Here is a 20,963-nt window from a genome sequence, read left to right as displayed (position 1 = left end):
GGCATGAACATCCTTCGTACACCGGACGACCGGTTCGAGAACCTGCCCGACTTCCCTTTCGAGCCGCACTACGTCGAACTCGGCGACGGCATCAGAGTCCACTACCTCGACGAGCGCCCGGAGCGGCCCTCGGGGGAGACGGTGCTGCTGCTGCACGGCGAGCCGACGTGGAGCTACCTGTACCGGCACGTCATCCCGCCGCTGGTCGCGGCGGGGCACCGGTGCGTGGCACCCGACCTGGTCGGGTTCGGCCGTTCGGACAAGCCCGCCGACCGCTTCGCCTACACCTACCAGAGCCATGTCGACTGGCTGTGGGAGACCGTCTTCGACCGGCTCGACCTGCGTGATGTGACGATGGTCTGCCACGACTGGGGCGGCCTGCTCGGCCTGCGCCTGCTGGCCGAGCACCCTGACAGGTTCCGCCGCGTCGTGGCGACCAATACCGTCCTGCACACCGGCGACCAGGGCGACATGGGACCCTTCTACGCCCAGTGGCTCCAGCACAGCCAGCGCGTGCGGCCGTTCAGCGCGGGGCAGATCGTCGCGACCGGCACCGTCACCGACCTCGACCCCGCGGTGGTCGCGGCCTACGACGCGCCCTTCCCCGAGGAGGACCACGCGCAGGGCGCGCGCCGCTTCCCGCTGCTGATCCCCATCACCCCCGCCGACGAGGCGGCCCCCGCCAACCGCAAGGCGTGGGAGGTGCTGGAGAGCCTCGACACCCCGTTCCTGTGCGCCTTCAGCGACAGGGACTTCGTGCTCGGCCAGGCGCACACGGCCTTCAGGGAGCGCGTTCCCGGCGCGAAGGGCCTGCCGCACACCACGATCGTCGGCGGTGGTCACTTCGTCCAGGAGGACCAGGGGCCGCGCCTGGCGCAGGTCGTCGACGACTTCATCAGGTCGGCGGCCCGATGAGGACCGTCGAGGCCCGCGAGCTGAGCACGATCACGGGCGAGCGCGTGCGGCTGCCCGCCCCCGACGGGCTGACGCACCTGCAGTTCCGCCGCTACGCCGGCTGCCCGATCTGCAACATGCACCTGCGCACGATCGCCGCACGGCACGAGGAGATCAGGGCCGCGGGCGTCCACGAGATCGTGGTCTTCCACTCCTCCGCCGAGGACATGCTCCCCCACCAGGGTCTGCTGCCCTTCGCCGCGATCGCCGACCCCGGCAGGCGGCTGTACGCCGAGTTCGGGGTGGAGGCCTCGGCCAGAGCGGTGCTGCATCCGCGCGCCTGGACCACCCCGATGCGGCCCGGCTCGTGGCCGGTGGTCGCCCGCGGCCTGCGCCGCGGCGGCAGGCCGTACCCCACGGGCGGGGAGACGGTGCTCGGGCTGCCCGCCGACTTCCTCATCGACCCCGACGGGCAGATCCTCTCCCACCGGTACGGCAGGCACGCAGGCGACCAGTGGGAGGTCGACGAGCTCCTCCTCCTCGCAGCCCGGGCAAGAACGCAGGGAGGGCCGGCTACGCGAACGCGCCATGCCTGAGCGGCCGCCCGCTCCCGGACCTGCCCGCTGACGCTCAGGTGAGGGAGGTGAAGAAGGCGTGGACGTCGGCGACGTAGAGGTCCGGCTGCTCGAGGGCGGCGAAGGTGCCGCCGCGGTCGTGCTCGACCCAGCTCACCACGTTGTTGTCCCGTTCGGCGAACCTGCGGATCGGGCGCAGGATGTCCTTGGGGAACACCGAGACCGCGGTGGGCACCGTCGCGGGCTTGAGCTCCCACTCCACCGAGGTGTCCTGGTCGGTGTCGGGCGTCTCGACGAAGGAGCGGGCAGCCGAGCCCGCGGTGTTGGTCAGCCAGTAGAGCATCACGTTCGTCAGCAGACGGTCGCGCGGGATCTCGGCGTCGCTCCATTCGTGGAAGACGCCGGTGAACCACGACAGCAGCGCGACGGGGGAGTCGGCCATGCCGTAGGCGAACGTCTGCGGGCGGGCGGACTGGATGAGCTTGTAGCCGTACTGCTCGGTCAGGTAGCGCTCACGGAAGGCCATGCGCTCCTGTTCGACCTCGGTCAGGCCGTCGAGCTCGCCCGGCAGGCCCATGGGGAAGCAGATGATGCCGTTGCCGTGCATGCCGGCGACGCGTTCGGGGGCCAGCACGCCGATCTCCCTGGAGATCCAGGTGCCCCAGTCGCCGCCCTGCACGCCGAACCGGTCGTAGCCGAGCCTGGTCATCAGCTCCAGCCACGCTCTGGCGATGCGGGTGGAGCCCCAGCCGACCTCTCGGGTCTGGCCCGACAGGCCATAGCCGGGCAGCGAGGGGATGACGAGCGTGAAGTCGGCCGAAAGGGCCTCGATCACGTCGAGGTACTCCACGGGGGAGCTGGGCCAGCCGTGGGTGATCAGCAGCGGAAGCGCGTCGGGGTTGGCCGAGCGGACGTGCAGGAAGTGGACGTTCTGCCCGTCGATCTCGGTGGTGAACTGCGGGTGGGCGTTGAGCTCGGACTCGGCCTCGCGCCAGGAGTAGCCGGTGCGCCAGTGGTCGACGAGGTCGCGCAGGTGGGCCAGGGGCACGCCGTGCTGCCAGCCGAGCCCGGGTACCTCGTCGGGCCAGCGGACCCTGTCGAGCCGCTCGCGCAGGTCGTCCAGGTCGGACTGGGCCACGTCGAGACGGAAGGGCCGGATGTCGTTCTGTGGCAAGAGCTTCTCCTCAGTGTGTCTAGTACGCTGTACCGTACAGCATACGGTTCAGCGGACGCAAGGACGGACAGCGGGAAATCTTCAGAACGACGAAAGGGAGCGGCCCACCGGCCGACCGTGACCGGCGAGCCGATGGCCGCCTACCGGGCTTCGCTCGAGGAGGGGGCGTCCGCCTCGCGGATCTCCCTGGTCGGGCGATCGGGGACGCCGGTGGATCGGGGGAGCCCGGGATCAGGAGCAGGGCACCGGATCAGGGACGGGAAGGGGCGAGGTCCTCCTGATGCGGCCCGCCGCCGCTCGTGGGCGGCTCGGCCCGCTGCTCGGGCAGGTCGCGTCTGGTCCTGAGAGGGGAGAGGAAGACCGGCAGGAACGCCGTGGCCAGCACGCAGGCTCCCACCCACAGGGTGACGCGGACCCCGGCCAGCTCGCCGATCAGGCCGGAGACGGCGGCGCCGGCCGCGAGCGCGCCGGTCAGCAGGGTGCGGAAGGTGGCGTTCATGCGGCCCAGCAGGGGGTCGGGCGTCATCCGCTGCCGCAGGCTGACGCCGAGCACGTTGTCCATGCCGGTCTTGAACATGGCCAGCAGGTACCCGGCCCCGGCGAGCCACAGCCCGGCCCCGCGGTCGAGGAACGGCAGGAGCAGCCCGGCGGGGGCCAGGCAGAGGCCGGCCAGGGCCAGGGCGCGGCCATGGCCCAGCCGCCGGCCCGCCCACCCTGCGCAGCGGGCGCCGAGGAGCAGGCCAGTCCCGCCCACCGCCCAGAACAGGCCGAGGGCGCCCGCGGGCAGGCCCAGCTCGCGCACGAACAGCACCGGCAGCATGGTGTTGACGATCTGGGAGCCCAGATTGTTCAAGGACGCGGTGAGCGCCAGCGCCCGCAGCTCGCGGTCGCCGAAGACATGCCGCACGCCCTGCGCGATCTGCGTGCGCAGCGGGACGCGTCCGGCCGGCGAAGGCGGCGCGGGCAGGCGGGGCAGGGACATGAGCCGCAGGGCCGAGACGAGATAGCCGGCGGCGGCGCAGGCCGCGGCGACGGGCGCGCTGAGCGCCTGAACGAGGCCGCCGCCCGCGCCGCGCCCTGCCACGTTGCCCAGCGCGATGAGGGTCATGACGGCCGCGTTGGCAGGCACGAGCCGGTCACGGCCCACCACCTGCGGGAGCACGCTCTGGGATCCGATGTCGGCGAAGACGGTGGCGCAGCCGTGCAGCACGACGACCAGGTACAGCTGCTGCAGGGTGAGCGCGTCCAGCCACCACGCCAGCGGGACCGAGGCGTACAGCGCCGCGCGCGCCACGTCGGCGGTGATCAGCACCCGCCGGTGCCGCAGCCGGTCCACCCAGGCGCCGGCGGGCAGGCCGATGACCAGGAAGGCGACCGTGCTCAGCATGGCCAGCGCCCCGACCTGGCCAGGGCCGGCCCCGAGCGCGGAGACCGCGATCAGCGGGACGGCGATGTAGCCGACGTTGGTGCCGAGCTGGCTGAGCGTGCTCGCGGTGAACAGGGTGCGAAAGCCGGCGATCCGCCAGGGGGAGCTGGAGTCCATGATCCGTTCATCCGATGATGGGGGCCGAGATGAACGGTGCCCGAGCCCGAACCGTCAGGACAAGCGCAAAGTCGTGGACTCACCTTTAAGCTCTGCTACATGCTCGACACGCGGCGCATGCAGGTCCTCCACGAGGTCGTCACCAGAGGGACGGTGACGGCCGCCGCCGAGGCGCTGGGCTACACCCCGTCGGCGATCAGCCAGCAGGTGGCGGCGCTGGAGAAGCAGGCCGGCATCGCCCTGCTGGAACGGGTCGGCCGCGGCGTACGGCCCACGACGGCAGGGCGGCTGCTGGCGAAGTACGCGGCCGTCATCGGGGAGCAGGTGGCCGAGGCGGAGGCCGCGCTGGCCGACCTGCGGGCCGGCCGGTCCGGGCGGCTCTCGGTCCGGTACTTCGCCACGGCCGGGGCCGTGCTGGTGGCGCCCGCGCTGGCCCGCTTCCGCCGGGAGCGCCCGGACGTGCTGATCGACCTGAGTATGACCGACCCCGACGACCCGATGCCCGAGGTGCTGCGGGGCAGGGCCGACCTCGCCGTCGTGGTACGGCCCCGCGGCCTGCCTCACCAGGGCGTCCGGCTGGACCACCTGCTCGACGACCCCTACCTGGCCGTCCTGCCCACCGGGCACCCGCTCGCCGCCGAGGACGTCCTGGAACTGGCCGACCTCGCCGGCGAGCCGTGGATCTGCGGCGAACGGCCGGGCCCCTGCCTCGACGCCCTTCTGGCGGGCTGCGCGGCCGCCGGCTTCCACCCGGAGTTCGCGGTCGACGGCGAGGACTACGCCACCGCCCAGGGCTTCGTCGCCGCCGGCCTCGGCGTCACGCTGATCCCGCGGCTGGCCCTGCCCGGCCCCCATCCCGGCGTCGTCGTCCGCGACCTGCACGCCCCGGCACCTGTCCGCTCGATCCACACCGCCGTACGCGAGACCTCCCTGGGTCAGCCCGCCCTCACCGCCCTCCTGGCCACCCTCCACGGCCGTCCGCAGGCGCCGTAACCGCCACCCGCCCCTGCCGTCGCCCCGGTTACGACCCCCGCTGCTCGGCCATGCCGTACGGCTCCGCCGGCGGGATCGCCACCCGGCGGCTGAGCCGTACGGCGTCCGCCGCGAGGAGGTGCGCCGTCGGCGGTCAGCGGGCGGCCTCCTCGGGAAGGAGATGCGCGAGCAGGAGCTTGATCAGCAGGAGCGGGGCGAACCAGGCCACGGCGTGCGGCACGCTGAGCAGGCTGGTGGTCCAGATCAGGGCCAGCGCGGTGGCGGCGAAGGCGACGGGCCTGCGCAGCGGCGGGGGAGTGGCCGTCACCGCCAGAGCGGCGGTGAGAGCGGAGCCGTAGACGACCGCCGCCGCCGTCCAGCCGAACCCGGGCACCGCCCAGGCCAGGATGAACGGCTGGACGTGGACGGCCACGAAACCCAGGTGGTGCCCCGCGGTACGGCCCGGCCGGTGGAACCAGAGCTTGGCCGAGCGGGTGGCGTTGACGACGGCTCCGCCGTACAGGTCGAAGGCGACCACCGCGATCACGCCGACGGCCGGCGCGGGCAGCCCCGCGCCCACGGCCAGGGCGACGGACAGGGCGGCGCCGGCGAAGGCGGTGCCGACGGAGACCAGCACCTCGCCCCTGGTGGCGCCGGGAGCGATCAGCCTGTCGGTCATCGTCATGAGCGGACTCCCTCTACACAGACCTCGATGATGGGGGCGGCCAGGTCGGCGAGCGGAAGCTCGGGGTCGACCAGCCACTGCAGCAGGCAGCCCTCGATGGCCGCCACGATCACCACGGCGTGCCGTTCGTCGATCCCGGGGCGCAGCGCGCCCTCCTCGCGGGCCTGTCGCAGCAGGCCCGCGATCGCCTCGCGGTAGTCGCGGTACACGGCGGCCATGTCCAGCGGTGGGCCCGCCGACCACAGGTCCACCAGCACGCGGGCGTGGTCGGGGTGGGCGGCGAGCATCGCGACCACCCGCCGCACCAGCGTCGCCAGCCGATCGAGCGCAGGACCCGGTTCCAGCGAGGTGAGAAGGTGCGCCGAGCCGGCGGCGTACGACTCGAAGGCGGCCTGGAGCAGGGCGTCGCGGCTGTCGAAGGAGAGGTAGACGCTGCCCTTGGCGATGCCCGCCTCGGCGGCGACGTCCTCGATGCGCGAGGCGGCGAAGCCCTTGCGGGCGAACACCCGCACGGCCGCCTGGAGGATCTCATCCCTGCGCGCGGCATGGTCGACTCTCTTTGGCATGAAGCTGATTATGAATGACCAGTCAGTCATAATCAAGCTGCTCTACTTTGTAAAGGCGCTAGCCTGGATCAGTGGCCCTTCCGTACCTCACCCTCAGAACCCGCGCCGAGCACGAAACCGAGGTCAAACGGTCGCGGTTCATCTGCGCGATGGCGCCGGCGGGAAGCGCGGAGGAGGCGGCCGAGTTCATCGCCGAGCGGCGCAGGCTGCACCAGGGCGCCACCCACAACTGCACCGCCTACGTCGTCGGGCAGCGCCTGCAGAAGGGCGACGACGACGGCGAGCCTGGCGGTACGGCCGGCACGCCGATGGTGCAGGCCCTGGTCGGGCGCGGCTTCAACGACGTGGTCGCGGTGGTGACCCGCTACTTCGGTGGGGTGCTGCTGGGCGCGGGCGGCCTGGTCAGGGCGTACGGCTCGGCGGTGACCGAGACCCTCGACAGGGTCGAGCCCGTGCGGATGGTGCCCGCCAGGCTGGTGCGGGTGTCGGTGGGGCACGAGCAGGCGGGCAGGGTGGAGAACGACCTGCGGGTGTCGGCGTACCCGGTGCGCGAGGTCAGCTACGGGGGCGAGGTGTCGTTCTCGGTCGCGGTGGGGGAGAACGAGGTGGCCTCGTTCACCGAGTGGGTGGCCACGCTGACGGCCGGCCGCGCCACGGTCGATCCTGGCGCGGAGATCCACGTCCCCGAGCGCTGAAACGGGCCTGGACAGCGCACGAGGCCCGGCGCCGTCATCCGGCTTGAGGTCGCCTGCGTGCCCCGGCGGCAGGCTTCAACTCGGATGCGGGCGCCGTCACCCGGATTCAACGGCGGGCGCCGTCACCCGGCTGCGGGGCGGGGGCGGGGGCCGTACCTGGCGAGGAAGACGTCGACCCCTGAGGAGACCATGGCGTCGAGGTCGACCTCCGAGGCCGGGTCGAAGGTGCGGACGAGCTGGGGAACCCCGATGGCCACGGCGACGAGTTGCTGGACGGCCAGGGCGGGGTCGGGCACGTCGAGGGCGCCGCGCTCGTGCAGGATGCTGAGCGCCTCGATCAGGGGCCGGGTGTTCATGTCGTAGCTGACCCGGTACCAGAGCCTTCCGAGCTGGGGAAAGCGGTCGATCTCGCCGATGACCAGCCTGCGCAGGGTCATGATGTCCTCGCGGAGGAGGATCCTGCCCCAGTCGGTCATGAGGTCGATCAGCGCCGCCCGCAGGTCGGCGGCTTCGGCGATCTTCGAGGTGCAGGGTTCCAGGTCGGCGTAGGTCTTCGGCAGGATCCCGCCGATGACGGCGAGGAACATCCGCTCCTTGCTGCCGAAGTGTTTGTAGATGGTCGGCTTGGAGACCCCCGCGAGGGAGGCGATGGCGTCCACGGAGGCAGCCGTGTAGCCCTCCCTGAGGAACTCGGTGGCCGCGGCGTCGATGATGGCCTGGCGTTTGAGCTGGGACACGTTGACCGCGTCGGGGATGATCGGAATGCCGAAGTCGTCAACGTCCATCGTCCTAAACTACACGGTTCAGGGTGATATCCAGAACTGAACTGTTCAGTTGACGGCGCAAAACTGAACGGTTTAGTGTCGCCTTTGACCGACAACCCTGTCGTCCGAAGGAGATCGTCATGTCCTATCGTTTCGGCGTCCAGCTGTCCCCGTCCGCTGACGACCTCTCCGGGATCCGAGAGCTTGCCAGGCTCGCCGACCGGGAGGGGCTCGACCTCCTCGGCGTGCAGGACCACCCTTACGCGGGCGGCCTGGCCGACACGTTCAGCGTGATCGCCACGCTGCTCGCCGACACCACGCGGATCCGGATATCCTGATGTGGCGAGCCTGCCGCTCCGCGGTCCCGGTGTGATCGCCAAAGCGGCGGCCACGCTCGACCTGCTCAGTGGTGGGCGCTTCGAACTCGGTCTCGGCGCGGGTGGCTACCGCCAGGCGATCACCGCCTTCGGCGGCCCCGACCGCACCGCAGGCCAGAACCAGGTCGCACTGGAGGAGGCGGTCGAGATCATCCGGGGCCTCTGGCGCCCGGGCGGGAGCGTCAGGGTGACAGGCGAGCACTACTCAATGGCCGGCGTCCACGGCGGCCCGGCGCCCGCGCACCCGATCGGGATCTGGTTCGGCAGCGTCGGACCCAGGGCCCTGGCCCAGACCGGGCGCCTGGCCGACGGCTGGGCCGCCCCCATCCCGCACTACCTGCCCTACGAGAAGTGGCGTGAGTCCCAGGAGATCATCGACACGGCCGCGATCGAGGCGGGGCGGCGGCCCTCCGACATCACCAGGATCGCCCAGCTGGTCGGCCACATCACCGACGCCCCTGGCGAGGTCGTCCTGAAGGGTGAGGCTCCCATCAGGGCCACCGCCGCGCAGTGGGCCGAGGTCATCGGGCACCTGGCCGGCGACGTGGGCTTCGACTCCTTCGTGTACTGGCCCGAGAGCGCCGACGCCGCGCAGCTGACCGCCTGGGCCCGTGAGGTCGTCCCCGCCGCCCGTGTCTTGCTCGGCAAGGGGTAGACCGCGATCACTGGGACGGGTGGCGCCAGCGTTCGGTGCGCTCGTCCCAGCGGGAGCCGGGAGGCGGGGTGTCGTCGCGGCGGGACGACGGATGGGACTCCCCGAGCCACGTCCAGAAGAGCCAGCCCGCCAGCGCCGGGACTCCCAGCAGGATGAGCGAGAACTTCCAGCCGCCCGGCACGAAGACCGCCACCGCCAGGGCGACGACCAACAGCGCCACGGCCGCCGCGAGACCGATACCGATCTTCTTCCAGAGCGACATGTGATCTCCTGCGATCGGTGGAGGGCGACGGGTCGCCTTCCGGCGCGATACCAGGGTGACGTGTCGGCCGCCGTTGATCAACCCGCCGGCCATGACCACGACGCCGCTGCAGGTGGCGGTGCGGCGGCTCTATCCCTCCAGGGCGTACTGCATGACGCGGAACTTGGTCTGGGCCTCGGCCAGTTCGGCTGCGGGGTCGGAGTCGCCCATGATGCCGCAGCCGGCGAAGAGCCTGGCGCGGTTGCCGTGGACGATGCCCGAGCGCAGCGCGATGCCCCATTCACCGTCGCCGTGCGCGTCGATCCAGCCGACGGGCCCGGCGTAGCCGGAGCGGTCCATCCCTTCGAGCTCGCGGATGAGCGTGATCGCGGTGTCGGTGGGGGGTGCCGCCGACGGCGGCCGTGGGGTGCATGGCGGCGACGACGTCGAGGACGGAGGCGCCGTCGGCGAGCGTGCCCGTGACGTGGCTGGCCAGGTGCTGGAGGTTGGGCAGGACGAGGAGCTCCGGCTCGTCGGGCACGTCGAGCGTGGCCGACAGCGGGGTGAGCGCGTGGCGGACGGAGGCGATGGCGCACTCGTGCTCGTGCCTGTCCTTGGCGGAGGCGAACAGGGCGGCGCCGCGGGCGACGTCGTCGGCGGGGTTGACGCCGCGCGTGGTGGTGCCTGCCAGGACGAGTGACTCGATCTGCTGTCCTGCCCTGCGGATGAGGAGTTCGGGGGTGGCGCCGACGAGGCCCGCGACCGAGAAGGTGTAGCAGTCGGGGTAGCGGGTGGCCAGCCGGGTGAGCAGGAGGCGGATGTCGATGGGGTGTTCGGCGGTGGCGGTGAGGTCGCGGGCCAGCACGACCTTCTCGAGTTCGCCTTCGCGGATGCGCTGGGAGGCGCGCGCGACGATGCCCTCCCACGCGGGCGCGGTGAGGCTGCCGTCGCCGTAGCTGATGCGGCCGGGATAGGTGAGGGGAGTCACGTCCTGGCCGAGGGTGGGCTCGCCGATGCTGGTGAGCCAGGCCTGTCCTCCGCGGCGGGTCAGGACGGTCTGGGGGACGACGAGGGTGGAGCCCGGTGAGTTCTCGTCGAAGGTGAAGGTGCCGAAGGCGACGGGTCCGTGCCGGTGGCCGTTGCCGTCGGTGGTGTGGGTGTCGGCGAGGACCGAGTTGAGCCACTGGCGGGCCCATGCGAAGCGGTCCGGGCCTGGTGGCACGGTGACTTTGGCGGCCTCGCCCCATCCGGCGAGACCCTCGCCGTTCCTGATCCACGCGTAGGGGGCGGTGGACGGCAGGCGGGAGAGCAGGTCACCGGGGTCACCGATCGGGATGGTGCGAACCGGCAGAGGGCGGGTTATTCCGAGCGCGACACTCACTCAAGACATGCTATGCGGGAGCTGAACATGTTCGATTCGGGCCCCTGCCCATCGGCCACCTTAAGCTCGAGAATCAGACATGAGGTTGTATAGGGCTTATCTTGATCGTGTCAAGCCACGATAGGAAGTGGGTCCTGGTCGTGGCCTTGGCGTGTGACGCTCCCTACCTTAAGGGCCATGATCCGTCACGTGCTCACTGCCGTCGTGCTGGTCTCAGGGTCGGGCTCCGTGACGAGCTCCGCGGCGGCCTCCTCGCTGGAGCCGTTGCCAGGGGTGATGGCGGCGTTGGGCGACTCGGTCAGCGCGGGTTTCAACGCCTGCGGCTGGTACGTCTCGTGCACGTCGCGTTCGTGGTCGGCGGGCGACAACGCGGAGGTGCGCAGCCACTACGTGCGGCTGGCCGAGCGGGGCCCCTCGCTTCACGGGCACAACCGCAACTTCGCCGTGCCGGGTGCGACGAGCGCCGATCTGATGGGGCAGGTGGACAAGGCCATCGCCGAGAAGGCCGAGTACGTGACGATCCTGCTCGGCGCCCAGGACGCGTGCGTGCGCACGGAGACGGCCATGACGCCGGTGGCGCTGTTCAGGCGGCGGGTGGAGGCGGCGATGGGCAAGCTGCGGGCCGAGCTGCCGGGAGCGCGGGTGTTCGTGGCGAGCATCCCCGACCTGCGCAGGCTGTGGCAGGTGGGCAAGGACAACGCGATCGCGAGGACGTTCTGGGGGCTGGGTCGCATCTGCCAGGCGATGCTGGCCAACCCGACCTCGACCAAGCGGGCCGACGTGCAGCGGCGGGCCAGGGTGCGTGATCGGGTGCGCGACTTCAACAGGGAGTGGGCCAGGGCGTGCTTGGCGTTCGGTCCGCGCTGCCGTACCGACGAGGGCGCCGTGTTCGCCTATCCGTTCACTCTGGCGCAGGTGAGCAAGTGGGATTACTTCCACCCCAACTCCGAGGGGCAGCAGATCCTGGCCGACATCACGTTCAAGAAGGGATTCGACTGGTCTAACGACACACTCTGATCATGGTGGCGCGGTCGGCTCGGGTGACGGGCATGCCGTACTTGAGCGCGACCTGGGCGAAACGGACGGCGTAGGCGCAGCGGACGCGGCGCTGGGGCGGCAGCCAGGAGGCGGGTCCTGAGCCCCCCTTGGCCTCGTTGGTGTCGCCGTCGACGGGCAGCAGGTTGAGCGGGTCGTTGGCGAAGCGCAGACGCTTGGCCGCCGACCAGCGGCCGGCTCCCATGCGCCAGCTGTAGGACAGCGGGACGACGTGGTCGACCTGGATGTCGTCGGCGTGCTTCTTGCGCCAGGCGATGGTGCGTCCGGTGTAGGGGTCGTCGAGGCTGAGAGCGACGACGTCGCAGGGCGAGCCGCCACGGTAGGACAGGTCGTGGCCGTCGCGGACGAGTAGGTCGTCGCGGGTGCGGCAGCCGTTGCCGGCGTAGGGGACGTTCGCTGCGGTGTCGGCCCAGTTCTCGCCGTAGCGGGTGCGGGTGTAGCCCGTCTTGGGGCCCATGCCCTTGGTCCTGAGCCTGCCGATGAGGTGGCGGGCGGCCGTCCTGTCGGCTCTGCTGGTGAGCGGGGCGAGGCCTGGCCTGGTGCCGTCGGGGTTGTCGAGGGGCGTGGCGGTGGCTTTGGCGGTCTGCTGCGGATTGTTGCCGAGTAAGGCGGCAAGGAGTACGGCGGCCGCCAGTACGGCGATCGCGTCACGTGTGCTCAAGTGGCGCCTCCCGTTCCGTAGGTTCCCGCCCCCGGGGAGTTTGACACGGGGGCGCTAGGCTGTGGGAATCGTGCGGCGGTGGAACTCGCCGCCCTCGCCTGGGTGCGAGGAGACCGCGTTCAGACCCGGGGGATGGCGTGGGAGATCCTGTCGATCCTGATGTCGACCTGCAGGTCGAGGAGCAACGGGCGGAGCTGGGGCCCGGCCGATGGCGGGTGCTCGGAGTGATCTCGCTGGGCGGGATGGTGGGGGCGCTGGCCCGCTACGGCCTGGCCGTGGCCTTCCCCGCGCCCGCCGGCGGCTTTCCCTGGGCGACGTTCGCGACGAACGTGCTCGGCTGCCTGCTGATCGGGGTCCTCATGGCGGCGATCACGCGTTCGCGTGCGCCGCATCCGCTGGTGCGGCCGTTCGCCGGGGTGGGCGTGCTGGGCGGGTTCACCACCTTCTCCACCTACGTGGTGGACTTCCAGCGTCTGATCGCCTCGGGTGCCGCGCTGGTGGGCCTGGTCTACCTGCTGGCCACGGTGCTGGCGGCCCTGGCGGCGGTGTTCGCGGGGGCACGGCTGACACGGCTGGTGCTGCGATGAGCGCGATGCAGGAGACGCTGCCGCCGGCGTTGCTGGTGGCGCTGGGCGCGGCGGTGGGCGCGCCGCTGCGCTACCTGGTCGACCGGCTGGTCCAGTCCCGGTACGGCACGCTGTTCCCGTGGGGCACCCTGACGGTCAACGTCGCGGGCAGCGCCGTACTGGGCTTCCTCGTCGCGTTCGCGGCCTCGCCTGGCGTGATGGCGCTGGCGGGCACGGGGTTCTGCGGCGCGCTGACGACCTGGTCGACGTTGGGCTACGAGACGGTGCGCCTGGCCGAGGAGGGCTTCCGCCTCAGGGCGGTGGCCAACGTGGTGCTCAGCGTGGTGGCGGGGCTGGGCGCGGCGGCGGCGGGCGCCGCGCTGGCGATCACGATCGGCTGACGCGCTGCGCGATCGGCTGACGCGCCGCGCGATCGCCTGACGCGCCGCGCGATCGGCTGGCGCGCTCGCGGGCGCGCTCGAGGGATGGGCGAGTTACCGTGTAATCGTGTAATTCACCCGGGAGGTCTCGCATGTCCGATCCCCTCGACGCCTACTCCCGTACCGTCTCCTCTGTCGCCGCCGAGCTGCAGCCGAAGGTGGCCGGCGTGCGCGCGGGCAGGGGCAGCGGCTCCGCGGTGGTGTTCACCGCCGACGGTTTCCTTCTGACGAACGCGCACGTGGTGGGCTCCTCGAGATCGGGGAGCGTGGCCTTCGCCGACGGCTCGGCCGGCGACTTCACGCTGGTGGGCCGCGATCCGCTGTCGGATCTGGCGGTGATCAGGGCGCAGGGGCCGACGCCCGAGCCCGCGCTGCTCGGCGACAGCGACGCGCTGGTGGTGGGCCAGCTGGTGGTGGCGGTGGGCAACCCGCTGGGCCTGGCGGGGTCGGTGACGGCGGGCGTGGTCTCGGGGCTGGGCCGCTCGCTGCCGGTGGGCGGGCGGCTCATCGAGGACGTCATCCAGACCGACGCCGCGCTCAACCCGGGAAACTCGGGCGGGGCGCTGGCCGACTCGCGCGCCAGGGTGGTCGGGATCAACACGGCGGTGGCGGGGGTCGGCGTGGGCCTGGCCGTACCCGTGAACTCCACGACGCGCTCGATCATCGCCGCGCTGATCAGGGACGGCAGGGTCCGCAGGGCCTACCTCGGGCTGGTGACCTCGCCCGCTCCGCTGCCCGACTCGCTCGCAGAGCGGCTCGGGCAGCGGCGGGCGCTGCGGGTGGTGGAGGTGGTGAGCGGCTCACCGGCGGCGAGGGCAGGGCTGCGGTCGGGCGATCTGGTGGTGAACGCAGGCCGCAGCCCGGTGGGCGACGCGCAGAGCCTTCAACGGCTGACGTTCGCCGACGCGATAGGGCGGCCGTTGCCGATCACGGTGCTGCGCAACGGCGCGCTCGTCGACGTCATCACTGAGCCGGTGGAGCTGCTGGAGTGGGCTTGACGTAGGTGCCGTTGCGGCGGGCCAGCAGCTCGTCAAGAAGCGCGTCCCAGCGGGCGCCGATCGAGTCGACGTCGTAGGTCGCGGCGGTGGCCAGCGCGCCCTCGGCCAGGCGGTGGCGCAGCTCCTCGTCCTCGATGACGCGCATGATGGCGGTGGCGAGGTTGGCGTTGGTGCGCGGCTTGACCAGCAGGCCGTCGACCTCGTCGGTGATCATCTCCTTGGGGCCGTGCGGGCTGTTGAAGCTGACGATCGCCAGCCCCTTGGCCATGGCCTCCAGGATGGTCATGGGGAAGCCCTCATGACGCGAGCTGAGCACGAAGATCGAGGCCTTCTCCAGCTCGCCCGCCACGTCGTTGGACGGCCCCGGCAGCTCGACCTTGCCCTCGAGCCCCGCCTCGGTGATCTGGGCGCGCAGGTTGTCCTCCTGCGGGCCCGCGCCGAGGATGCGAAGCTTCCAGTCGGGATGGGTGGCGGCGACGGTCTCCCACGCGGTGATGAGGCGGTGGAAGCCCTTGAGCTTGGTCATCCGGCCGACCGCGAGGACGACCTTGTTCTCCAGCTTGGAGATCTCGCCCGGCATGGGCGGCACGGCGTTCGGGATGCGCAGCAGCCTCTTGGGCTTGCGCCGCAGCGTCTCGCGGTAGTCGCGCAGGTCGGCCTTCGTCAGGGTGACGAGCGCGTCGAAGGAGCGGTAGCGGCGCTTGATAAGCTCCTGGACCGGCTGCGGCTGGCCCTGCAGGGCCACGTGTTCCTGGCCGATGGTGATGACGCTCGGCAGGGCGAGCTGGGCCAGGGCCAGGTTGAGTCCTGGCCTGGTGGCCATGATGACGCCGGTGTCGATCGACCGGATCCATCGGGCCAGCTGCAGGTCGGTCCAGAGGTTGAAGCGGTGGTAGGCGGCCTCCTGCTCAGGGATGAGCTTGCTGGGCATCTTCGACAGCCGCCCCCGCACACCCGTCCTGGGAGTGAGCCTGTCGTCGAGGAAGCGGAACTTCACCCGGGGGTCGACGGGGAAGAACGGCTCCTCCGCCTCCTTGAGGATGGAGACGATCTCCACTTCACGTCCGGTGGAGGCCAGATAGCCGGCCAGGTTGAAGACCGTTCTGATGGTGCCGCCCATCCCGTACGCGTGCAGGAGCAGGATGTGGACCCGGTCGGTCGAGGGTGGCGGCGCGGAGCGCGCCCGCCTACGGTTGTTGGCTTCGTAGAGCCGGTATATGGCCGCCTTACCCTTGCCTGCCAGTGCACGCACTCTGGGTCCCCTTCTCGCCTGCGACCGAGTTCACGCGTCGTCTGTCCCCGTGGCGCGTTCCCCCGCTTTCGATCTTTAGACGCTTTAAGGCGGACAAAGGTTGCAAAGCCTGAACGTCAGCTGTGAATGATCCTTTTCAGTGCCAGGTCAATGGCCGTTTCGAGTTGGGTGTCTATGCCCCTGACGTAGTCCTGGGGGGTGATGTCGACTTCGAGGTCGGGGTCGGTGCCGTAGTTCTCCACCTCTCTGTCGCCCTCGATGAAGGTGAAGGAGTACTCGGGCTGGGTCGTGAGGGTGCCGTCGGCCAGGCGGTGGCGCGGCCAGATGCCGATGACGCCGCCCCAGGTGCGCCTGCCGATCAGCGGGCCGAGGCCGAGGAGCTTGAAGGTGTGGCTGAAGATGTCGCCGTCGGAGCCTGCCCACTCGTTGGTGATGGCCACCAGCGGGCCCCTGGGCGACTCGGGCGGGTAGGGCTCCGGCTCGCCCCTGCGGGGGTGGTCGTAGCCGAGGCGGCGGCGGGCGAGCTTGTCCAGCAGCAGCGCGGAGATGTTCCCGCCACCGTTGAAGCGCACGTCCACGATCAGGGCCTGGCGGTCGTACTCGGCGAGATAGGCGCGATGGAACTCGCCGAATCCGGCGCTGCCCATGTCGGGGATGTGCACGTAGCCGACGCGCCCCGCGCTGCGCTGGTGGCAGCGGGCCCTGTTGAGGTTGACCCAGTCGCGGTAGCGGGCGGGCTGCTCGTCGGCCAGCGCGCGGACGGCGGCGGTGAAGGTCTGCTCTCCTCTGCGCAGGGTCAGCAGCACCTCCTGGCCCGCCTGGTTGACCAGCGCCTGGTTGGGGGTGGTGGCCTCGTCGATGGGCACGCCGTTGACGGCCAGGAGGGCGTCGCCCTGCCGTACGTCGAGGCCGAGCCTGTTGAGCGGCGAGGTGGCCTCGGGATCCCACCTGTCGCCCTGGACGATGTGGCCGATGTGGTAGAGGCCGTCGCGGTAGTCCCAGTCGACGCCGAGCTTGCCCTGCGTGTAGTCGGGGCCTGGCCGGTACTCGCCGCCGATCTCGTAGGCGTGGCTGGTGCCGAGCTCACCCTGCAGCTCCCACAGCAGGTCGGACAGCTCCCCCCTGGTGCTGACGCGGTCGACCAGCGGCAGGTAGCGGTCGTAGACCGCCTGCCAGTCGAGGCCCGCCATGTCGGCCGACCAGAAGTTCTCGCGCTGCAGCCGCCAGGCCTCGCGGAACATCTGCCGCCACTCGGCCTCGGGGCTGAGAGAGACCTTGACGCGGCCCAGGTCGATCCAGCCGCTGCTCCTCGAGGCGTGGTCGTCGTCGTGGTCGGGGATCTCTCCCGCCTTCAGCAGGCGCAGGCGATCGCCCGAACGGTAGAGGAGGCTCCTGTGGTCGGCGGCGAGCTGGAAGTCGCCGACGTCCTCGGCGAAGGTCTCGTTCTTCTGCTTGTCGAAGTCGAACAGGTGCAGCGTGCCGTCGTCGGCCTCGATGGGGCTCGAGAGGATCAGCACCTTGCCCCTCAGGCCCGCCAGCTGTTCGTAGCGCCCCTCGGGCAGCGGGAAGGCGGTGATCCGGTCCGGCAGGCCGTCCACGTCGATCGTCAGCTCGGGCCGCTCGTCGCCGCCCTCCTCGCCCTGCTCGTCGTCCTCGTCGTCGTCCCTGGCGGCCAGCGGCCGCGGCTGCGCCACGAAGGGGGAGGGGACGTCCTTGCGCAGGGCGATGGCGTAGGGACGGGTGCCGAGCGGGAAGCCGAGGTCGAACTGCAGCGCGTCGTAGACGGGGTTGAAGACGCGCTGGCCGATGAAGTAGAGGTAGCGGCCCTCGGGGTCGAAGGCGGGGCCGGAGTCCTTCAGCACCGGGTGCGTGGCCTCCACCGTGCGCCCCGTGGGCACGTGGTGGAGCTTGATCGCGGTGTGCTGGCCGCTGGTGGGGCTGACGTAGGCCAGCCAGCGGCCGTCGGGCGACCAGGCGGGCTCCTCGACGGCGGCGTGCGGGTTGGCCTCGACCAGCGTGGTGGTGCGCGCGGCGAGATCGACGACGTGCAGTTCGTGGCGGTGGTTGGTGACGGCGATCAGGTCGCCGTCGGGGGAGGCCACGAGGTCGGTGACGCGGCCGGTGTCGATATGGTCGAGGCGGGTCTGGCGCCTGCCGTCGAGCAGGACGAGGATCTCGCGGTCTCCCTCGTCGCTGGCGGCGGCCACCAGGCTGCCCTCGCCCGTCCAGGTGAGGAAGCGGTAGCGGACGCCGTCGACCTCGCCGTGTTGCTGGACGGGGCCCTCCCACCCGGCGAAGGTGTAGGCCTTGCCGCGCGTGGTGATGGCCAGCCTGCTGCCGTCGGGGCTCGGGGCGGCGCTGTCGAGGTGGTCGGCGGCCTCGACGAACCGCCTGTTGCGCTGGGTGCGGGAACTGGCCAGCAGCACCTCGACCTTCCTGGTCCTGCTGCCCGGCTCGAGGACGTAGAGGTCGCCGGCGGCGTGGTAGACCAGCGTGTGGCCGTCGCTGGACAGGTTGCGGGCGTAGTAGTCGTCGTGATGGGTGTGCCTGCGCAGGTCGGAGCCGTCGGGGGCGCAGGAGTAGACGTTGCCCGTGCCTTCGTGGTCGGACAGGAAGCAGACCCTGTCGTCGCTCCAGCAGGGCGAGGCGAGATTGCCCGGCAGGCTGATCAGCCGCCGCCAGTCGCCCCGCCCCGAGGGCTCGATCCACAGGTCGCCCACGGTGCCGCCCCTGTAACGCTTCCAGCGGGCCGGGTCGGCGGTGTTGCGGCCCAGCACGATCATGTCGCGCGGCCCGTGGCTGATGCTGGTGGCAGGGCCGTACGGCAGGCGCTCGGGCACGCCGCCCGGCAGCACCCTGTGCAGCCACTTCTGCCCCTCGAACGGCTGCCGCTCGTCGCTGGCGTACAGCACCCTGCCCTGCGGATCCCAGCCGGTGACGGTGCAGCGGGCCCCGTGGAAGGTGACGCGCCTGGCCGCCCCGCCGCCCGCTGGCATCACGTACACCTCTTCGGGGCCCTCCTCCCTGCCGACGAAGGCGAGCTGGTCTCCGCGAGGGGAGAAGCGCGGGTAGGCGGCCTCGGCCAGGCCCGCCGTCAGCCGGAAGGCGCGGCCGCCCTGCGCGGCGACCATCCAGAGGTCGTCTTCGGCGGCGAAGACCACCACGTCTTTGAAGATCGCTGGAAAGCGCAGGTAGGCCGTCAATGTCCGCTCCGTGATCAGGCAGCCGGATCGGCCTCCGGCTGCCTGATCATGATTTCACCGGTGCCGGCGCGGAGACTACTCCGTCTCCGGCTTCCTGGTGGACTCCCGCTTGGCGTTCTTGGCGGCCCTGGTGGCCTTGATGGTCGCCTTCTTGGCCTTGCCTGACTTGGCGACGGGTTTCTTCCGCTCCTCTGCCATGGATCTTTCCCCCGTGATGTCGGCCCGCTATTCGGGCATCACGCGCATTAATACCCATTTGGCTATTTAGTCTCACAGAAGGGATAGTTGCTCGGGTGGCGGGGTCTTGTCCGGCTGGATGCGCCAGGAGGCCCTCCGGCCGATGCCGTGCTGCCTGGCCAGCTCCCTCACCTGGGCGCTCACCCGCTCCTGGTAGGCCTTGGGCGCGTAGGCGCCTCTGCCGTACAGCTCGAGATAGCGCGGCACCAGGCGCGGGTGCTCGCGTGAGAGCCAGCCGAGGAACCACTCGCGCGCCCCTGGGCGCAGGTGCAGCACGATCGGCGTGACGTGTGTCGCCCCCGAGGCCGCGATCGCCCGCACCGCCGCCTCCAGCTGTTCGGGGGAGTCGGACAGGTAGGGCAGGATCGGCGCCATCAGCACCCCGCAGGCGATGCCGCTGTCGGTGAGCCTGCGGCACGCCTCCAGCCGCCTTCTCGGATGGGGGGTGCCCGGCTCCACCGCCCGCCACAGCCGCTCGTCGACGAAGCCCACCGAGAACGCGGCGCTCACCTCGCTCACCCGCGCCGCCTCCACCAGCAGCGGCAGGTCGCGGAGGATCAGCGTGCCCTTGGTGAGGATGGAGAACGGGTTGGCCGCCTCGGTCAGCGCCCGCAGGATGCCCGGCATCAGCCGGTAACGCCCCTCGGCGCGCTGGTAGCAGTCGACGTTGGTGCCCATCGCCACGTGGTGCCCGCCCCAGCGGGGCGAGGCCAGCTCCTTGCGAGCGAGTTCGGCGGCGTTGACCTTCACCACGATCTTGGAGTCGAAGTCGTGGCCGGCGTCGAGGTCGAGGTACTCGTGGGTCTTCCTGGCGAAGCAGTTGTGGGAGACGACGCCGTCGGCGATGAAGTCGCCGGTGCCGGTGGTGATGTCGTACATCGGCGTCTCGACGCCGAGCGGCTCGACCGACACGACCCTCAGGTCGGCCCCCGACTCGACGACGGCGCCCTCGAGGCCGTGCGGGCCGGGGACGGCGGGATCGACGGTGTGCAGGAGCCGCAGCCACGCGGCAGGGCCCCCTCGCAGGGCGATCGGGGCCGGGTCTCCTCGCAGCGCGATCGGGGCAGGCTCTCCGCCGAACCTCGTCGAGGCCGGGCCCGTGTCGAGCCGGTCGAAGCCCAGGGCGGACAGGTATGTGCGCAGGCGGCCGGCCTGGTGGCCGTCTCCCGCGTCGAGGCCGCCCGCCACGAAGCCCTTCATCCACTCGCCGGAAGGCGCCTCCTCCACCGCGAACAGGCCCGAGGGCTCGCGCGCGGCGCGCAGGAGGGCCGGATCGGCCCCGAAGTGGCGGAGGTAGGAGCGCGCCCTGTCGAGCGCCTCCTCGGGCAGCGCGCGCTCCCCGGCCTTCCTCGCGGGGTGGCCCTCCTGCGGGAGCGTGCCGGAGAGGATCGCGCACAGGTAGCCGCGCCGGTAGTCGTCGTCCCGTTTGGGAGGCGCGGCGAAGCGCCCGCAGCCCACCAGCCGATCACCCTCGCCGAGGAACGGCCGCGCGCCCTCACCCGTCACGTGCTTCCAGCCGCGCTCGGTGAGGAAGCGATGCTCTCCGCTGGCCACCAGACGGGTGCCGTCGGCGAGGGTCACCCGGTGCGCCGCCTTCACCGTCGACCAGTGGTCGAGCACCTCGGTGACCACGTGGCGCCGCCGCCCGCCGACCAGCCGCGTGCCGAAGATCCGGTCGCCGGTGCGCAGCTCGGCGATGGGCCTGGCACGGCCGTCGGCCATGAGGACCGGCGTGTCGCCCGCCAGGCAGTAGGAGCAGGCGTGGCTGCACCCCCTGTAGGGGTTGATGGTGTGGGTGAAGGGGACCCTGCTGGCCGCCGGGACCTTGTTGATGATGGATTTGGCCTGAATCTCGTAGAAGGTCATCCCCTTGAACTCAGGCGTGTCGAAGGTGCGCGCCACCGCGCCGCGCGCGAACAGCGGCACGGCGGAAGCGTCGCCCTCGGCGTCGGCCAGACGCAGGTTGTCCCAGCGCATCCCATGATTAGAACGCAGGTTCGATAGTGATCGCAACGGGAAAGAGCCGGT

At 71.3% G+C, this 20,963-nt stretch carries 21 protein-coding genes and 1 pseudogene; 10 read left to right on the top strand and 12 right to left on the bottom strand.

Going from position 1 to position 20,963, the window contains the following annotated elements:
* The first annotated feature begins 3 nt into the window (after positions 1-3).
* Both ABFX55_RS11590 and ABFX55_RS11585 read left to right on the top strand, forming a co-directional pair.
* Positions 4-915, top strand: a complete 912-nt coding sequence (locus ABFX55_RS11590) for a haloalkane dehalogenase (protein ID WP_346120310.1) — start codon at positions 4-6, stop codon at positions 913-915.
* Complete coding sequence (locus ABFX55_RS11585; RefSeq protein ID WP_346120308.1) at positions 912-1,490, top strand: peroxiredoxin-like family protein; 579 nt, start codon at positions 912-914, stop codon at positions 1,488-1,490. Before ABFX55_RS11590 ends, ABFX55_RS11585 begins: the two co-directional genes overlap by 4 nt.
* Before the next feature lie 34 nt (positions 1,491-1,524).
* Here ABFX55_RS11585 and ABFX55_RS11580 read toward each other — a convergent pair whose 3' ends face one another.
* Together ABFX55_RS11580 and ABFX55_RS11575 are read right to left on the bottom strand one after the other, a co-directional pair.
* Positions 1,525-2,643: an epoxide hydrolase family protein gene (locus ABFX55_RS11580; RefSeq protein ID WP_346120307.1), complete on the bottom strand. Its 1,119-nt coding sequence runs from the start codon at positions 2,641-2,643 to the stop codon at positions 1,525-1,527.
* Between the two features lie 250 nt (positions 2,644-2,893).
* Entirely contained in the window at positions 2,894-4,186 is a 1,293-nt protein-coding gene (locus ABFX55_RS11575; RefSeq protein ID WP_346120305.1) for an MFS transporter, read from the bottom strand.
* Positions 4,187-4,285: 99 nt separating this feature from the next.
* Between ABFX55_RS11575 and ABFX55_RS11570 the strand changes: the two genes are divergently transcribed.
* Positions 4,286-5,179 (top strand): LysR family transcriptional regulator, encoded by an 894-nt coding sequence (locus ABFX55_RS11570; protein WP_346120303.1) that lies wholly within the window; start codon positions 4,286-4,288, stop codon positions 5,177-5,179.
* Between the two features lie 133 nt (positions 5,180-5,312).
* Here ABFX55_RS11570 and ABFX55_RS11565 read toward each other — a convergent pair whose 3' ends face one another.
* Positions 5,313-5,843, bottom strand: a complete 531-nt coding sequence (locus tag ABFX55_RS11565) for a hypothetical protein (RefSeq protein WP_346120301.1) — start codon at positions 5,841-5,843, stop codon at positions 5,313-5,315.
* A complete protein-coding gene (locus ABFX55_RS11560; RefSeq protein WP_346120300.1) occupies positions 5,840-6,409 on the bottom strand; it encodes a TetR/AcrR family transcriptional regulator in 570 nt (189 codons plus the stop codon). The genes ABFX55_RS11565 and ABFX55_RS11560 overlap by 4 nt, the downstream gene beginning before the upstream one ends.
* A 71-nt stretch (positions 6,410-6,480) precedes the next feature.
* On the opposite strand from ABFX55_RS11560, the gene ABFX55_RS11555 reads away from it, so the two are divergent.
* Positions 6,481-7,104 carry an IMPACT family protein gene (locus ABFX55_RS11555; RefSeq protein ID WP_346120299.1) on the top strand — a complete coding sequence of 208 codons (624 nt, stop codon included), beginning with the start codon at positions 6,481-6,483 and terminating at the stop codon, positions 7,102-7,104.
* Positions 7,105-7,226: 122 nt separating this feature from the next.
* Here the strand turns inward: ABFX55_RS11555 and ABFX55_RS11550 are convergent, their stop codons facing one another.
* A complete protein-coding gene (locus tag ABFX55_RS11550; RefSeq protein ID WP_346120298.1) occupies positions 7,227-7,889 on the bottom strand; it encodes a TetR/AcrR family transcriptional regulator in 663 nt (220 codons plus the stop codon).
* 119 nt (positions 7,890-8,008) lie between these two features.
* On the opposite strand from ABFX55_RS11550, the gene ABFX55_RS11545 reads away from it, so the two are divergent.
* Positions 8,009-8,206 (top strand): LLM class flavin-dependent oxidoreductase, encoded by a 198-nt coding sequence (locus ABFX55_RS11545; protein WP_346120296.1) that lies wholly within the window; start codon positions 8,009-8,011, stop codon positions 8,204-8,206.
* Position 8,207: 1 nt separating this feature from the next.
* A complete protein-coding gene (locus tag ABFX55_RS11540) occupies positions 8,208-8,900 on the top strand; it encodes an LLM class flavin-dependent oxidoreductase (protein WP_346120294.1) in 693 nt (230 codons plus the stop codon).
* Between the two features lie 7 nt (positions 8,901-8,907).
* Here ABFX55_RS11540 and ABFX55_RS11535 read toward each other — a convergent pair whose 3' ends face one another.
* Positions 8,908-9,162 (bottom strand): hypothetical protein, encoded by a 255-nt coding sequence (locus tag ABFX55_RS11535; protein ID WP_346120293.1) that lies wholly within the window; start codon positions 9,160-9,162, stop codon positions 8,908-8,910.
* 129 nt (positions 9,163-9,291) lie between these two features.
* A pseudogene (locus tag ABFX55_RS11530) lies at positions 9,292-10,522 on the bottom strand (isochorismate synthase).
* A 177-nt stretch (positions 10,523-10,699) separates the two neighbouring features.
* Here ABFX55_RS11530 and ABFX55_RS11525 point away from each other — a divergent pair.
* Positions 10,700-11,539 (top strand): SGNH/GDSL hydrolase family protein, encoded by an 840-nt coding sequence (locus ABFX55_RS11525; protein ID WP_346120291.1) that lies wholly within the window; start codon positions 10,700-10,702, stop codon positions 11,537-11,539.
* On the opposite strand, the gene ABFX55_RS11520 is transcribed toward ABFX55_RS11525, so the two are convergent.
* Positions 11,523-12,239, bottom strand: coding sequence for an HNH endonuclease family protein (locus ABFX55_RS11520; RefSeq protein ID WP_346120290.1), 717 nt, complete (start codon positions 12,237-12,239; stop codon positions 11,523-11,525). The genes ABFX55_RS11525 and ABFX55_RS11520 overlap by 17 nt on opposite strands.
* Before the next feature lie 137 nt (positions 12,240-12,376).
* Here ABFX55_RS11520 and ABFX55_RS11515 point away from each other — a divergent pair, with 137 nt between their 5' ends.
* The 3 genes from ABFX55_RS11515 to ABFX55_RS11505 all read left to right on the top strand — a co-directional run bounded on the left by ABFX55_RS11515 (position 12,377) and on the right by ABFX55_RS11505 (position 14,243).
* A complete protein-coding gene (locus ABFX55_RS11515; RefSeq protein WP_346120288.1) occupies positions 12,377-12,826 on the top strand; it encodes a fluoride efflux transporter FluC in 450 nt (149 codons plus the stop codon).
* Positions 12,823-13,206 carry a fluoride efflux transporter CrcB gene (crcB, locus tag ABFX55_RS11510; protein WP_346120287.1) on the top strand — a complete coding sequence of 128 codons (384 nt, stop codon included), beginning with the start codon at positions 12,823-12,825 and terminating at the stop codon, positions 13,204-13,206. The genes ABFX55_RS11515 and crcB overlap by 4 nt, the downstream gene beginning before the upstream one ends.
* A gap of 131 nt (positions 13,207-13,337) precedes the next feature.
* Positions 13,338-14,243: a S1C family serine protease gene (locus ABFX55_RS11505; protein ID WP_346120285.1), complete on the top strand. Its 906-nt coding sequence runs from the start codon at positions 13,338-13,340 to the stop codon at positions 14,241-14,243.
* Here the strand turns inward: ABFX55_RS11505 and ABFX55_RS11500 are convergent.
* From ABFX55_RS11500 to ABFX55_RS11485, 4 genes are all read right to left on the bottom strand, one after another.
* A complete protein-coding gene (locus ABFX55_RS11500; RefSeq protein WP_346120284.1) occupies positions 14,209-15,495 on the bottom strand; it encodes a glycosyltransferase family 4 protein in 1,287 nt (428 codons plus the stop codon). The genes ABFX55_RS11505 and ABFX55_RS11500 overlap by 35 nt on opposite strands.
* Positions 15,496-15,611: 116 nt before the next feature.
* A complete protein-coding gene (locus tag ABFX55_RS11495; RefSeq protein ID WP_346120282.1) occupies positions 15,612-18,698 on the bottom strand; it encodes a S41 family peptidase in 3,087 nt (1,028 codons plus the stop codon).
* 75 nt (positions 18,699-18,773) lie between these two features.
* The gene (locus tag ABFX55_RS11490; protein ID WP_346120281.1) at positions 18,774-18,896 is read right to left on the bottom strand and encodes a hypothetical protein; all 123 of its coding nucleotides are present in this window, start codon (positions 18,894-18,896) and stop codon (positions 18,774-18,776) included.
* Positions 18,897-18,968: 72 nt separating this feature from the next.
* The gene (locus ABFX55_RS11485; protein WP_346120280.1) at positions 18,969-20,912 is read right to left on the bottom strand and encodes an intein-containing Rv2578c family radical SAM protein; all 1,944 of its coding nucleotides are present in this window, start codon (positions 20,910-20,912) and stop codon (positions 18,969-18,971) included.
* Between the last annotated feature and the right edge of the window lie 51 nt (positions 20,913-20,963).

The organism is Nonomuraea roseola (assembly GCF_039535395.1).
Lineage (GTDB): Bacteria > Actinomycetota > Actinomycetes > Streptosporangiales > Streptosporangiaceae > Nonomuraea > Nonomuraea roseola.
Note: the sequence above shows the minus strand (reverse complement) of the source record. Positions and strands in the feature narration are given on the sequence as shown.